We start from the raw sequence: 14,938 nt of genomic DNA on the forward strand, positions 1-14,938 counted from the left end.
ATGTTTAGCAGATAAGGTATGAGGTTCTTCACAATGAATAAAAAACTAAAGTGCATCGCTATTTCTGACACACATGGTATGTACAGCAATCTAGAAATTCCGGATGGTGATGTTCTCATTCATGCTGGAGACATTACTAGGCACGGAAAGTTATCTGAACTCAAGGAGTTCAATCAGTGGCTAGGTGAGCAACCTCATCAACATAAAATCATTATTGCTGGCAATCACGACTGGTGTTTAGAGCGTCAAAAAGAAGCCAGTTTAAAAATACTAAGCAATGCTGTTTATTTAGAAGATCAATCGATAGAAATAGAGGGGCATATATTTTACGGATCCCCATGGCAACCAAAGTTTCAGAACTGGGCTTTTAACTTAGGGCGCGGCAAAGAGATACAAAAGAAATGGGACCTGATAAATAACGATGTGGATGTACTCATTACCCACGGACCCGCTTTTGGCATATTAGATATAATTTATAGCGGTGAAAATGCCGGTTGTGAAAATCTACTAAGTAAGATTAAAGAAATAAAACCCAAAGTGCACATCTGCGGACATATTCATGAAGGGTATGGCGAAGTTTTATGCCAAGGTATTAAGTTTATCAATGCCAGCGTAACTAATGAGCGCTACAAATCGACTAATGCTCCCATTGTATTTACAGTCGGTTAATTTATCTAAGTCGGCCTAGTAATGACTGGTACCAGTCATTGCTGCTACTCACTTTCATTTAAGACTAGAAACAAAAACACCACGGCAAGCGTGGTGTTTTATCAAGGTTAATTCAATACTTAATTTGGGTACTGAGTTATGGTTAAGGCTTATTTAAAACCCTTATTTAAACACCTTATCTACCGCAATCACTTCAACATTTTTCGCCGGCAACGTTAACTTGTAGCTTTCGATAACTTTATCAGTAGCTAAAAGCTCCGCAGGTTTTTCACTGTTATATTTCAACGGTGATACTTGCTCAGACAACAAACGTTGCTGCATATCTTTACCATCGCTTGAAATGAAAACATAGTGAATATCATCTGTTTGTAAGTTCTCTTTAATAACACGGTTCACATCGGCTAAGGTAAGTTTTGCAAACTCTCCACGTACGTACTTAACAAACTCTTCTGTTTGATAAAACTCACTATCAAGCGCATAACCTAACTGCTGATCTTGGCTAGCAACTAATTGCGGAGCATAGTTAGTTAAATAATTACGTGTTGCCTGAAAGTCTTTTTCACTCATGCCATTTTCAATCAACTTGTCCAATTCAAACAAAGCGGCACGTGTTGCAAAATGCGCATCATTATTCGAACGTAAAGGACGTAACCAAACTTGGAAAATCTGACTTGAGCGGCCTAAGTTCGCATCAGGCTTGGTTTGGTACATACCACGTGGGAAATATTCAATGTAAGAATAATCACCATAGTTCATACCGCGCGCTTGGCGTATTTGTTGATACAAGTAGCTGTTAGAACTACGGTGCTCGCCAAAGTACGAGCGTACTAACCAAAGTGCCGCCCAATCTTCGTCACTGCGAACAGTATCGATTGGGAACCCAAAAGAGACTGCAGTTGATTGCGCGTTCTTTTCAACAATTGTCGCATGATGACCTTTTAGAACAGGGGCTTTAGCAATAATTAAACGCTTTTCATCACCAACAGGCAATGCTGTTAAATCAGTCATTAACTGTGCTTTTAAAGCACTAGGCATAGCGCCAGTAATACCTAAGTGTAATTTAGCTTGTGTAAGTTGAGCGCTGTAGAAAGCTTTAACATCTTCAATTGTAATTGCTTCTAAATCAGATAAATCACCACTATTAAAGTTTTCATAAACATGGCCCTGATAAAGTTCGCTATAAAGCACCTCTTTACCTAACTCTTCATCATTAGAAGATTTAAGGCCTGATTTAATACCATCAATTAACTCTTTTTTCAGACGCTTAAAGTCATCTTCACGCCAACCAGGATTCAATAATTGATCACTGATTAGTTGATACCACTGCACAGCATTGTCTTTGTGAACTCGACCAGTAAATGACATCATTTCTTTATCAAGCTGAGATGAAAACTGTCCGGCTAAAGGATATAAACCTTTCTTAATGTCTTTATAGCTACGCGTTTCTGAACCACCTTGGGTTAACATGCGCGCGGTCAATGCTGCCACCCCCTTCTTACCTACAGGATCTGCTGCTGCACCTGTATAAAAGAGGAAGTTAACATCAATCAACGGCGAGTCATTCGTTTTATCTAATACTGAAAACTGCGGCGTGCTAGGTTGAGAGTTTTTCAATTCAATGGCTGCTACAGCGTCGTTTAAGTCAACTTCTTGGTCAAAGCCAGCAACATTATCTAATGCTGATAACGTCACCGTGGTACGGTTTTCATCAATAAAATATTGATTGGCGATACGTTTGATATCGTCAGCCGAAATATTGTCAAAACTATTATAGAGGTGGTTGATCGTTTCTGGATCACGATCAAAGTGCATATAACTGGCAAGTGTTGCCGCAATAGATTCTGAAGAATCTAAGCTATTCACAAAGCTATATTTTAAATTAGATTTTAAGTTATCAAGCTTTTGTTCTGAAACTAGTTCAGTACGCACTTGTGCATAAGTGCGATTTACCGCATCACGCACCGTTGCTAAATCTTTTTCATCATTCACTTTAATGAAGACGTGACGTAAACCAGCATCTTTTGTTTCTGGATTGTAGTTAAACATTTGGCTTGCCAACTGCTTGTCTACCACTAGTTCTTGATACAATGCTGAGTTATTTGAAAAGTATAATTCAGAAATTAAATCTAAAGCAGCACGATCTTTTTTCTTCGGTTGCCAATCAGCTCCTTTATAAGAAACTAATAACCAATGACCCGGTAAGCCATCAAATTTCTCATGAACATATTTAGGTGCCTCTTGCTTTGGCTCTTCTGCAATATCATTAACAAAATCACCTTTTTGCCAAGTACCCCAATGCTTTTCTACCATCGCCATCGTTGCTTGTGGATCAACATCACCAACAATCACTAAAGAAACATATTCTGGTTTATAAAACTGATTAAAGAACTTTTCACCGTAAGCAATTTGATTAGGCATTGCTTCTACATCTTCAAAAAATCCCATTGTGGTGTGTTTATAGGTATGGGTATCGAATGCTTCTTTTCGAACAGCCGCTAATAGCTTACGCGTTGGGCTAGCATTATTTTTTAAATATTCACCTTTTACCGTTAATGCTTCCGTTTTAAATTGTGCATCGGTGTAAGTAAGGTTTTTAAAATGATCCGCTTGGATCTCTAATACTTTATCTAAGTGATCTTTAGAAAAATCTAAGTGATAGTTGGTGTAATCGTTGGTCGTATAAGCACCATTATCAACACCGGCATTTTTAAATAAGTCTGAATACACATCTTGTGGAAATTTATCTGAACCTTTAAACATCATATGTTCAAAGAAATGCGCAAAGCCGGTTTTACCTGCTTCGTCTTCATCACGAGAACCTACAGACACGGGGATTTGTACTGAAACAAGATCTGGATAATCTGTTTTAACCACTAATACACGTAAACCATTAGACAACTCTTTAAATAAGTACTTTTGGCTAAAGACTTTATTCGCACTATTTTCTGATGATTGTGTGGACGCGCTCTTAGCAGTGTCAGAAACAGAGTCTGAACTGGTTGCCATACAGGCGGATAACGCTAAACTTGCGGCTATTACGACTGCCAAATATTTCTTTTTCATAGTAGATCCCTATATTATTTATCGCTATATCTTATGCAAATATGAGAAATTATTCATTAGTTTTCCGATGATAACTAACACCATAATGTAACAAATTGATTACATACTAATAACAAGAGGAATTATGAGTGATTTAACTAGACATACTATTCATTATTAATCATATTATTAGTCCGCTCTAAATGCTGAGATATAGCTAATGTTCAAATTTATTATTATTTGTTTTTCCTTACTTTCTCTCAGCTTTAATTCCTACGCTAAACCCATCAACAAACAAATTGAAGAAATTCAATTGTTAGCTAATGAAATTCAAAAAACAGAGGGATTATTAGAATTACTTGATATTAAGTCTTTAAGTGCAAATGAACAGTTCTTAGTATTAGATACGCTAACTATTCACTATTATTCACAGGGAAATTTAGATGATGCTCTGTTATTTGCGAAAAAATCGGTAGCACTTGCGCAAAAAAACAAATTCCATCTTGAGTTAGGTAAAGCCCTCAAGAATGTAGGCGTTATGTATTATTTAAAAGCTGATATCGATGCCGCTATCGAATATTACAAGAAAGCTATTTTTTATTACGATGCAATTCAACATCCTATTCTTAGAGCTAATTTATTAAGCAATATAGCTCTCGCATATTCACGAAATAAACAGTCAATTGATGCACTTGAATATTTCAAAATGGCTAATACCTTATATCAAAAATATGGCTCAGCTATGGATAAGATAGATATAAAATACAATATTGCGGGCTTGTATATTAATTTAGGTCTTTCAATAAACGCTATCGAGATACTAAATGAAGTGATTACTGAAAGGCTATTAATTGAAGATGAGAGTGGATTATTTATGGCTTATGCCGACTTAGTTGTAGCTCTTAAAAAAAATGAACAATTTGATGAGGCATTAGCTATTTCACACAAAGTAATAGCCCACTATCGAGAAAAGAAAGATTACTATAACTTGAGTGCGGCATTACATAATATTTCAGATGTATATATAGAGCTTTTACAACCTTTAAAAACTAAAAGATATGCCTTAGAAGCAATAGAATACGCAACAATAGCTAATCACAACAGAGCTTACATTGGAGGGCTATATACATTATCAAAAGCACAATTAGCGCTTGGGGAAATAGACTTAGCGCTTAAAACCATTCAGACAAGTAATGACCACATAAAAACACTTAAAAATGAAAAACTCTCCACGGTTAATAATGGGGTTCAATCTTTACTGTTAATGGCAACAGGTGAAACATTCAAAGCAATAGACCTTTATCAAAAGTACTTTATTAATATCAGGAATAAATACAATGTAAATTTTAATAATCAATTAGCAAAATTCGAATCTAATCAATTAAAGCTAGAATTGGTGAATTTGAAAAATAAAGAAAAACTGAACAAATTAGAAAGAGAAAGCGAAAGTCGATTTAAAAATATAACCTTCATCTCTGTAGCATTTACAGCAATTATTATCTTTTTATTCTATAGAAAGATGGTAGATAAAAAAATAAAGAATTCACTAGAGAATCAAGTAAATAAACGAACAAACGAGTTAAAAAAAGCCAATGAAAAATTACTAGATTTATCATATTTAGATGGGTTAACAAAAATAAAAAACCGAAGGTGCTTCGATGAGGACATTAAGTCATTATGGGATAACAAAGAAAAGGTAAATAATCTATCTCACATCCTAATAGCCGATATTGATTTTTTTAAATTGTACAACGATTCTTATGGCCATATCGCTGGAGATAAAGCCCTCACTAAAGTAGCTGATATTATTAAAAATAATATCAGGGATGAGGACAAAGTATACAGATATGGCGGAGAAGAATTTGCTATCATTTTTTATAACTGTAACTCCGAAGTTGCAATAAATGCCTCTCTTAGAATCATTGATAAAATACAAAGTGTTAAAATTGAACATGCGAATAGTGAATTCAATGTAGTAACACTTAGTGCAGGAATAAATACTTTAAATCTATCTACTACACTCTCTATTGAAGACTTCATCAGACAAGCAGATCAAAATTTGTATAAAGCTAAAGAAGACGGCAGAAATCAACTTTGTCATGTATAAAATATCCCCCTCTCTTTCGTTTTGCTTTATTTATGGACTTTCTGATTTTTTCTAGACACTAGGTATGGTTTGATTTTTAATTGCTTATTATGACCGCTAGCTGCTAGTAAGTTGACCTTTATATTCAAGGAACCTAACGTCTCCAATGTAGTATACCCCACTTATTTTCTACTATGATTTTTCGCCATTCGACTCGACTGACTTAACTTGAATCCGATAAAAAGCATCCCCATCAGAGATAACAACATCAGTTTTTAAACCATGATCAATCCTTGGCAGGAATACATCCTATCCATGATTGAATTGCTGATATGGGAATGGGGTTTTGATCTCTGTTGATAAGAATAATACCTAAAGAGCTTTTTGTTAGTTAATAGCTCCACAATATCAACAAGCAGCCACTCTGCTTCTTCAAACGCTGAAAAAAGTGAAAGTGTTCACGTTTTTTCATCAGGGATTATTAACAAATCGATATTATCACCGCCCTATTTCCTAATCATTTTCTACTTTTCCTTTTAACTGTGAAGTTATACCTAATGAAGTAATAGAGTAAATGCTCACTTTTTAAACATTAATGTGCAATATTCGAGACTAATTGCTTAGTCATACGTGGCCTTTGCTGTTAGCTACGTATGCTGCGTTGAGATAAAATATGTACAACTTAAATGATATAGCGCTTTTTTAGTAAGTGAGCAAAAGGAATAATAATGGGCAATACGTCAAAAGCCTCACATGAGCAAAAAGGTGATTCTCAACAAAATGGGAATGAACTAAATGGGGATGAATTTAGTTACCAACAAAAACATAAGCCGAGTTCAGAATTCAATAGCCGAGAAGAATATTTAGAGCACGAATTGCAAATAATGGCGCCCAAACGCTGGCGACCTAATTTACCTTTTCGAGATTATCGATTTGAGTTAGAAGATACTATTCCAGCAATGGCAGCGACTATTGGTAAAGTGGTTATGGTGGGCGCAATAGCAGCAACCTTTGCCGCGTCTCTTGGCCTTGATAAAGGCTTTATATTAGAAAATGTCCGCTATGAATTACTGATTGTTTCTATTTTTATCATTCTTTTCTCAGGATTTATATTACCCACAGCTAACCTAGCAGGCACTCACGGCCCGCTAATTCCACTTATTCCTATTGTGGTTGCCGCAGGTGGTCATCCTATGGCGCTTGGACTGCTCATTGGAGCCTTGGGTTTACTGTTAGCCATTAGTAAAGGCGGAAGTATGCTAGCAAACCTAACCAGTAAAGGCGTTTGTGGTGGTTTATTACTCTACCTTGGCTTTGTCGGTACCATTTCACAAGTCAATAAACTGTTCGCTTGGGCAGATGGAATAGGTATGGCACACATTGCCTTTATCGTTATATTTTGTACGATAATTTTGTATGCATTACTTGAACATTGGGGAAAACGTTGGTTAGCAGTGCCCTTGAGTTGTTTGCTTGGCGGAACACTCGCCTTTGCTATGGGTGCGCCGTTTGAGTTTCAAACGGGTCCGGGTTTACCTAACATGAATCCTATGTATTGGTGGGGCGAAAATACCGGTTGGATGCTTGGTTTACCGACTATAGAAAGTTTTGTCGTGGTACTACCTTTTGCTATTTTAGCCGTAGCAATGTGGTCGCCTGATTTCTTAGGACATCAAGTATTTCAAAAAATTAATTACCCTGAGCGCACTGAAAAAGTACACATGAACATTGACGATACCATGACAAGTGCGTCTATCCGCCAAACCTTTGGTTCCCTGCTTGGTGGAGCAAACTTCACCTCGTCTTGGGGCACCTATATAGTACCAGCAGCTATCGCTAAGCGACCTATTCCTGCAGGCGCTTTACTCACTGCATTGTTCTGCATCATCGCTGCGTTATGGGGTTATCCTATGGATTTGGCAATATGGCAACCCGTGCTTTGCGTGGCATTAATAGTGGGTGTATTTATCCCATTGCTTGAAGCCGGAATGGAAATGACCCGTGAGGGTAAAACAACTCAGTCTGCGGCTATTGTGGTATTTTCGTCAGCATTGGTTAACCCAGCGTTTGGTTGGGCGTTAACTATGTTGCTCGACAACCTTGGTTTGGTTGGGTGTAAAGAGCGTAGCTCAGGGCTAAGTAAAATGAGTCGTTGGGTTATTCCAAGTATTATGTTTGTTGTGTTAACAGCCGTAATGGCATCGGTAGGCATGTTACCAGGCATTCCTGCACTGATTCCAAGTTTGGGATAATAACTAAGATAAAGGGCGCTAGACGCGTCCTTATCTCATAATCCTCTCGATCGCCCGCACTGTTTGGTGTCGCGGTGGCGACCACACGAAAAGGGGAACGACCGCTAAGCTCGTGGTAATAGTCGTCCATGAACAGCGGCAGCCCTCGACGTCAGGACAATATGCTCCTATATTGTCTAATAAGTTACATCCATGTAACGTGTGTCTCGAGTCGAGATCTACCTTTGCTAGTTGGTGATTGAGTTGCTGAGATGGGATTTGCAGCTCTTTTATGCTTAACTTATCGGCATAATGCTTGTGTATTACCTATTCTTTGATATTTAGCTCTACCTATTGAGTACATGCGATTATAATGGCGACTTTTTAAATACGAGTAGTATCAGATGTCTAAAATATTTATTATTGGCTTGCCTAGAACGGGCACTACCAGTATTAGTGTTGCACTATTAGAACTAGGCTTAGCTGTAGCTCATACCGCGTTTACCAAGCGTACGTTTGAAGTGGCGGATGCGATATCTGATTCCCCCTGTTTTAGCGATTATCAACAGTTAGATGGTTTATTTCCCAAGGCTAAATTTATCTACTTAACAAGAGACATGGATAAATGGCTCCCTTCGATTACCATGTTACTTGAAAAGATGGCGGCTCATTTAGAACCGAAAACGGGGCGATTTAATCCCATTTTAAAACGCAGTTTTCATGATACATTCTCTGTCGAATTGCCTTTAAACTATCATGAATTAAGCGATTGCTATGAGCGTCATCAGCAAATGGTTTATTCGTATTTTGAAGGGAGAGATAACTTATTGACGATAGATATAAGTGAGCAAGGTAGTTTACTGAAAATGAAACAGTTTTTAGAAATGGAAGAGGAGGGAAGTATAGATTTCCCTAAACTTAATGTCGGTCGCAATGTAGCTAACTGGAAAGACTATAAACACCCGAATAAAATAAGCTCTAACTTAGCTGGCGTAGATCATAGAAAATACTTTGATTTTTATTACGCGGCTAACAAGTAATCCGCTACTCAGAAGTTAGACAAACATCGAGAAAAACTCCTACTTGATTGTCTGATAACTGCCTATCAATGCCATTAACTTAAGCATTTAACATATACGTTTATAATTCATTGGGTACTTATTTGTTTTGTTTCTACGGTCTAGAAGTAAACAAGGACACTCAAACAACTAGGACACTCGCTCATAAAACATTAATCCCCAGAGCGCCCACTATTTATCTTTCATGTGGTTAACTGATAGGTTTGGAGTTTGATTTCCTGCTTGACGTCGCGGTGGCGACGGCACGAAAAGGGGAACAACCGCTCCGCTCCCCTTTTCAATCCCCAGAGCGTCCACTCTTTATCTGTCATGTGATTAATTGATAGGCTTGGAGTTTGATTTTCTGTTTGACGTCGCGGTGGCACCGCACCCAAGGGGCGACGTACCGCCGCGCCTCCCCTTGGAACCCCTGCGACGCCCTACTCAGCAGAACATTCAATCACCAACTAGCGTAAACCACGATACCTGCCGATTTATCATCCATGAACAACGGCAGCCCTCGACGTCGTGTCTCGGGTCGAGGTCTACCTTTGCTAGTTGGTGATTGAATTGCTGAGATGGGAATGGAAGACTTTGGATGCTCTGTTTTATCAAACTAATAGTAGAGCTTTTTACTCGTTAGAAATTACACAAGATCAACAAGCGCTAAGTCTGCTTGAACAAACGCTGAAATGAATGAAAGTGTTCACGTATGTTCATCATGGATGATGAACAAAGCGATGTAGTGCATGGATGCACGTTCAGCGCTGTTACGTCGAATACACTTGAGTGAATTGAAGAATACGTTTGTTAGCAGCGCCGGGGGATTCCAAAGGGGTCTCGGCGTTTAGCCCCCTTTGGGTGTCGTCGCCACCGCGACAAATTAAATAAATAGACTCTGCTTCATTAATTCTTAATTACTTTACTTGGTAATGATTTCTGTAACCAATTAGGTTGTGTTAAGTTTTTCACAAACCATTCTATAAACACTGCAGAATAGCGAGGTCTGTCAGTCAAATCAAAATATTCAGTTCTATTTTTAATTTTGTGTTTTTTAACCACAGCTCGAAATGAATAATTGGTAATAACACTTAAGGATTGCTTTTCATTAATCTCATTGATTGCAGATTTTTCATAAAATGGATGTGTTATTTTTAAGTTCTTTGGTCGATCGACAAAAACTGTATGTGTACCATCAGGTCCTGTACCAAAAGTTAAATCTCCAACCCCTGGCTTTTTTGTAAGTGCCAATTTGTATTCAATATGAATAGCAAAACGATTCGACTTATGTTTTTTTTCTAGTTTTTTAAATTTTTCCAAAAAATGATTTACTTGAACAGCTGTTTTATTTCCATATTCCTCTTTAACCAATGCAATGTCAGGTTCTGGACCATCAATAACTAAACTCAACATTCCTACACTTTGGTCAGCTAGAGGCGCATATCCTTCTTGATGAGCAAACTCCTCTTGGTAAAGCAGAACAGTAGTCTGGAATAATCTGGATAATTGAGGCTGAATTTCAGGAAGTAAGAGGTGTATAGCATCATTTCTTAATGATATTAATTGATTCAAGTTATCTTTATCTGCACTGTCATTTGGATACTTATAATTTACAGCTTCACTGATTGGAATACTTTTTCCATCAGAATCGATTAACGAGTCAAAACCTTTAGATTTCAAAACTTGAGACTTCAATAATAGTTCCCAAGCATTTGTCATCATAATAGTGAAAGCTTCTACTCTATTTTCTAAGCTTGGCCTATTGTAAACCTCTAAAGCAACAGTGAAGGCATTCAAGCTTCTTTTTATGAGTTTATTGTATAGTTTCTGATCATCTGTCAATATCTTCGCTTGAATACTTTGAGAAGTGATTCTCAAAAAGTCATCATCACTAATAGACAGTAGACCTTGACTATACAAATTGGGTCTTTTTTTTTGAAATACAAACTTTCCTTTTAAGTGTTCACTAACAAACTTGCGTATTGAATCAACTTTATAACCTGTGGCTTTAGCTGTTTCAGCGTACGTAAAAGTTTGATTAAGCTTTTCTTTTTCTCTAAAGAAACTCAAAATATTGTGCCGTTTATCTTGTTTCGTCATGAATCTCTGTCCTTGAGCTTAATATGTGTGTTTTAGGCTAAGACCTGCTTTAATAAAACCTATAAATAACATTACACACAAAAACAAAAAAAGCGAGCCGAAGCTCGCTTTTTATTATTCTATATCAACTAGTTACTAGTCAATGTAGCTTTCAATTGGAGGACATGAACAAATTAAATTTCTGTCTCCGAATACATCATCAATACGGTTAACAGTTGGCCAGAATTTGTTAGCCGCTACTGCTGCTACCGGGAATACTGCTTCTTGAATCGAGTAAGCACGATCCCATGGTTCAGTAATATCCGCTAGTGTATGTGGTGCATTGTGTAGTGGGTTGTTATCTGCTGTCCACTCACCTGATTCAACTTTACGTACTTCATCACGAATACAAACCATTGCTTCGATGAAACGATCAAGCTCAACTTTAGATTCTGATTCCGTTGGTTCAATCATGAACGTGCCCGCTACTGGGAACGACATAGTTGGAGAATGGAAACCGTAATCCATTAAGCGTTTAGCCATATCAACTTCAGTAACACCTGATGAAGCTTTAAGTGGACGTAAATCAACAATACATTCGTGTGCAACACGACCGTTTTTACCTGAATATAAAATTGGGTAATGTTCGCTTAATTTTTTCGATACGTAGTTAGCATTAGTAATTGCGTATTTAGTTGCGTCAGTAACACCTTTTTTACCTAACAAGGCAATGTAAAGGTAAGTGATAGGTAAAATACTAGCACTACCGAAAGGAGCTGATGAAACCGCGCCATTACCTTTAGTTGCTTCATCTACGTTAATTAACGCATGATCTGGCAAGAATGGTGCTAAGTGAGACTTAACGCCAATAGGTCCCATACCTGGGCCGCCGCCGCCATGTGGAATAGCGAATGTTTTGTGCAAGTTAAGGTGAGAAACATCAGCACCGATGAAACCTGGTGATGTTAAACCTACTTGAGCATTCATGTTCGCGCCATCAAGATAAACTTGGCCGCCATTGTCATGAATAATGTTACAAATTTCTGCAATCGTTGTTTCATATACACCGTGTGTAGACGGGTAAGTGATCATGATACATGCAAGGTTGTCTGCTAACTCTTCAGCTTTCGCTTTTAAGTCGGCCATATCAACGTTACCTTCTTTATCACAAGCAACGATAACAATTTTCATATCAACCATCATTGCTGATGCTGGGTTTGTACCGTGAGCAGATGCTGGAATTAAACAAATGTTACGATGCGAGTCACCACGGCTTTCGTGATACTTGCTGATAGCGATTAAGCCAGCATATTCACCTTGAGCACCTGAGTTAGGTTGCATTGACATTTTGTCGTAGCCCGTTAACTCAACTAACCATTTAGCTAGCTCATCAATCATTGCCTTGTAACCTTGTGCTTGGTCAACTGGTGCAAATGGATGCATGTTAGCAAATTCAGGCCATGATACTGGGATCATCTGTGCTGTTGCATTTAACTTCATCGTACAAGAACCTAAAGAAATCATTGAGTGGTTCAATGCTAAATCTTTGTTTTCAAGACGTTTGATATAACGAAGCATTTCTGTTTCGCTGTGGTACGAGTTAAATACTGGGTGAGTTAAGATTGCTGACTCACGTACTAATGACGCTGGAATTGATGAGTGACCAGAAGCAACAATTTGGTCATCAAGGTCGTTCACGTCTAAACCGTGACCTTCACCTAATAAGATATCAAAAAGTTGTGCTACGTTTTTACGTGTAGTGGTTTCATCTAATGCAATTGAGATTTGACCGTCAACATCTGTGCGGAAGTTAGCGTTAGCCGCTAATGCACGCGCAACGATTTCATCTTTGTTATCAACGTTAAACGTTAATGTATCGAAGTAGTTAGCATGAACAGCTGTTAAGCCTTTAGTTGCTGTACCTAAACATAAAATGTCAGCTAGACGGTGAATGCGGTTAGCAATAGTTTTTAAACCTTGAGGACCGTGATAAACCGCGTAGAACGCTGCCATGTTGGCAAGTAATACTTGTGCTGTACAAACGTTTGAGTTGGCTTTTTCACGACGTATATGTTGCTCACGTGTTTGCATAGCCATACGTAGTGCGTTTTTACCGCGAGTATCTTTTGAAACACCAATGATACGACCAGGTAATGAACGTTTGTACTTATCTAATGTAGTGAAGAATGCAGCGTGTGGACCACCGTAACCCATTGGAACACCAAAACGTTGGCTTGAACCAATAACAGCATCTGCGCCTAATTCACCAGGAGACTTTAATAATACTAAGCTCATGATGTCAGCAGCTACTGCAACAATACCTTTATTGTCATGAATTTTAGCAATCAATTCACTTAAATCTGTTACTTGACCTGAGGCGCCAGGGTATTGGATAAGTGCGCCGAAAATGTCGTGTTCTGCAGCATCTGCAGCTGGAGCAACAACAATGTCAAAACCAAACATTTCTGCACGTTGCTTAACAACGTCAATAGTTTGTGGGTAAACATCATCTGAGATAAAGAATAAGTTTGATTTTTTGTTTTTAGAAACACGTTTGGCTAATGCCATGGCTTCTGCTGCTGCAGTACCTTCATCCAATAATGAAGCTGAAGCTAGCTCTAGACCTGTAAGGTCTATACACATTTGTTGGTAGTTTAATAATGACTCTAAACGACCTTGAGCAATTTCTGGCTGGTACGGCGTGTACGCTGTATACCAACCTGGATTTTCTAGTACGTTACGTAAAATAACGTTCGGAGTTAAGGTACCGAAATAACCTAAACCGATATAAGTGTCGTTCACTTTATTTAAGCTAGCTACGGCTTTTAAATCTGCCAATGCTTGTACTTCAGTTTTACTTTCTTCAACATTTGGAAGATCGGCAAGACGAATATCGCTTGGTACGATTTCATCAATTAACGCATCAACAGATTCTACGCCAAGGTCATTTAGCATGGCTTGAGTTTCTGATTCACTAGGGCCAATATGGCGACGGATAAAATCTTGAGTTTGCTCTAACTCAGCTAATGAGTTAACAGTTGCTTTTGAAGTCATAAAAGTTTCACTTAAATAAATTGTACTAATCTAGAATAAAAGAAAGCCTCAAACCTAATTAGTGAGAGGCTTAATATTAAGAACTAATTTTTTAGCTAAGGTAATCAATGTTTAGGCAGTGTCGCCTAAATCTGATAAGGGAAGCTAAAATTTTTTCGTAAACAATCGGCTTTTAGGCAAGGCGCTAAAATTATGAGTCTATTGAACTTAGTAAACTAAGTAATTTAGACGAGTAATAAAAGCAACGCCGCTTAAACGCTGAATGTGACCGAAAATTAATCTTCGTCGATAGAGTTCTTATAACCTTCGGCATCAAGTAAGTTTTCTAACTCACTTACATCGTCAAGTTTAACTTGAAATAACCAACCTTCACCAAAAGCGTCAGAGTTAAGTAACTCTGGAGCGTCTTCAAGTGCTTCGTTGATTGCAACAACGGTACCTGAAACTGGTGCGTAAATGTCTGAAGCTGCTTTTACTGATTCTGCAACTGCAACATCATCACCAACACTGATTGAATCATCAACGTCAGGTAATTCAACAAATACCATATCACCTAAAAGGCCTTGGGCATGTTCACTGATACCAACTGTAGCGATACCGTCACTGTCAACGCGAACCCATTCGTGTGAAGTTGCATATTTTAATTCTGAAGGAATGTTGCTCATTTTTATTTTTCCTGTTTAAAATTTTAATTTTTTTAGAATAAAGTAACCACGTTT

Annotated in this window: 8 protein-coding genes; 4 read left to right on the forward strand and 4 right to left on the reverse strand. The window is 37.9% G+C overall.

The features are described 5' to 3' along the window. Positions 1 to 18 precede the first annotated feature (18 nt). Positions 19 to 669: a metallophosphatase domain-containing protein gene (locus ESZ36_RS07050; protein ID WP_246129012.1), complete on the forward strand. Its 651-nt coding sequence runs from the start codon at positions 19 to 21 to the stop codon at positions 667 to 669. A 162-nt stretch (positions 670 to 831) separates the two neighbouring features. Here the strand turns inward: ESZ36_RS07050 and ESZ36_RS07055 are convergent, their stop codons facing one another. Next, positions 832 to 3,732 (reverse strand): M16 family metallopeptidase, encoded by a 2,901-nt coding sequence (locus tag ESZ36_RS07055; RefSeq protein ID WP_146785554.1) that lies wholly within the window; start codon positions 3,730 to 3,732, stop codon positions 832 to 834. Positions 3,733 to 3,931: 199 nt separating this feature from the next. On the opposite strand from ESZ36_RS07055, the gene ESZ36_RS07060 reads away from it, so the two are divergent. The 3 genes from ESZ36_RS07060 to ESZ36_RS07070 all read left to right on the forward strand — a co-directional run bounded on the left by ESZ36_RS07060 (position 3,932) and on the right by ESZ36_RS07070 (position 9,068). Then, a complete protein-coding gene (locus ESZ36_RS07060; protein WP_146785557.1) occupies positions 3,932 to 5,818 on the forward strand; it encodes a tetratricopeptide repeat-containing diguanylate cyclase in 1,887 nt (628 codons plus the stop codon). A gap of 707 nt (positions 5,819 to 6,525) precedes the next feature. Continuing rightward, complete coding sequence (locus ESZ36_RS07065) at positions 6,526 to 8,049, forward strand: DUF3360 family protein (protein ID WP_146785560.1); 1,524 nt, start codon at positions 6,526 to 6,528, stop codon at positions 8,047 to 8,049. Between the two features lie 383 nt (positions 8,050 to 8,432). Next, positions 8,433 to 9,068 (forward strand): sulfotransferase family protein, encoded by a 636-nt coding sequence (locus ESZ36_RS07070; protein WP_146785564.1) that lies wholly within the window; start codon positions 8,433 to 8,435, stop codon positions 9,066 to 9,068. Between the two features lie 924 nt (positions 9,069 to 9,992). Here ESZ36_RS07070 and ESZ36_RS07075 read toward each other — a convergent pair. The 3 genes from ESZ36_RS07075 to gcvH all read right to left on the reverse strand — a co-directional run bounded on the left by ESZ36_RS07075 (position 9,993) and on the right by gcvH (position 14,884). Then, positions 9,993 to 11,186 (reverse strand): DUF3644 domain-containing protein, encoded by a 1,194-nt coding sequence (locus tag ESZ36_RS07075; protein ID WP_146785566.1) that lies wholly within the window; start codon positions 11,184 to 11,186, stop codon positions 9,993 to 9,995. A gap of 135 nt (positions 11,187 to 11,321) precedes the next feature. Next, positions 11,322 to 14,219 carry an aminomethyl-transferring glycine dehydrogenase gene (gene gcvP / locus ESZ36_RS07080; protein WP_146785569.1) on the reverse strand — a complete coding sequence of 966 codons (2,898 nt, stop codon included), beginning with the start codon at positions 14,217 to 14,219 and terminating at the stop codon, positions 11,322 to 11,324. Positions 14,220 to 14,494: 275 nt separating this feature from the next. Next, positions 14,495 to 14,884, reverse strand: a complete 390-nt coding sequence (gene gcvH / locus ESZ36_RS07085) for a glycine cleavage system protein GcvH (protein ID WP_146785572.1) — start codon at positions 14,882 to 14,884, stop codon at positions 14,495 to 14,497. Positions 14,885 to 14,938: the final 54 nt, after the last annotated feature.

The organism is Colwellia demingiae (assembly GCF_007954275.1).
Classification (GTDB): Bacteria; Pseudomonadota; Gammaproteobacteria; order Enterobacterales; family Alteromonadaceae; genus Colwellia; species Colwellia demingiae.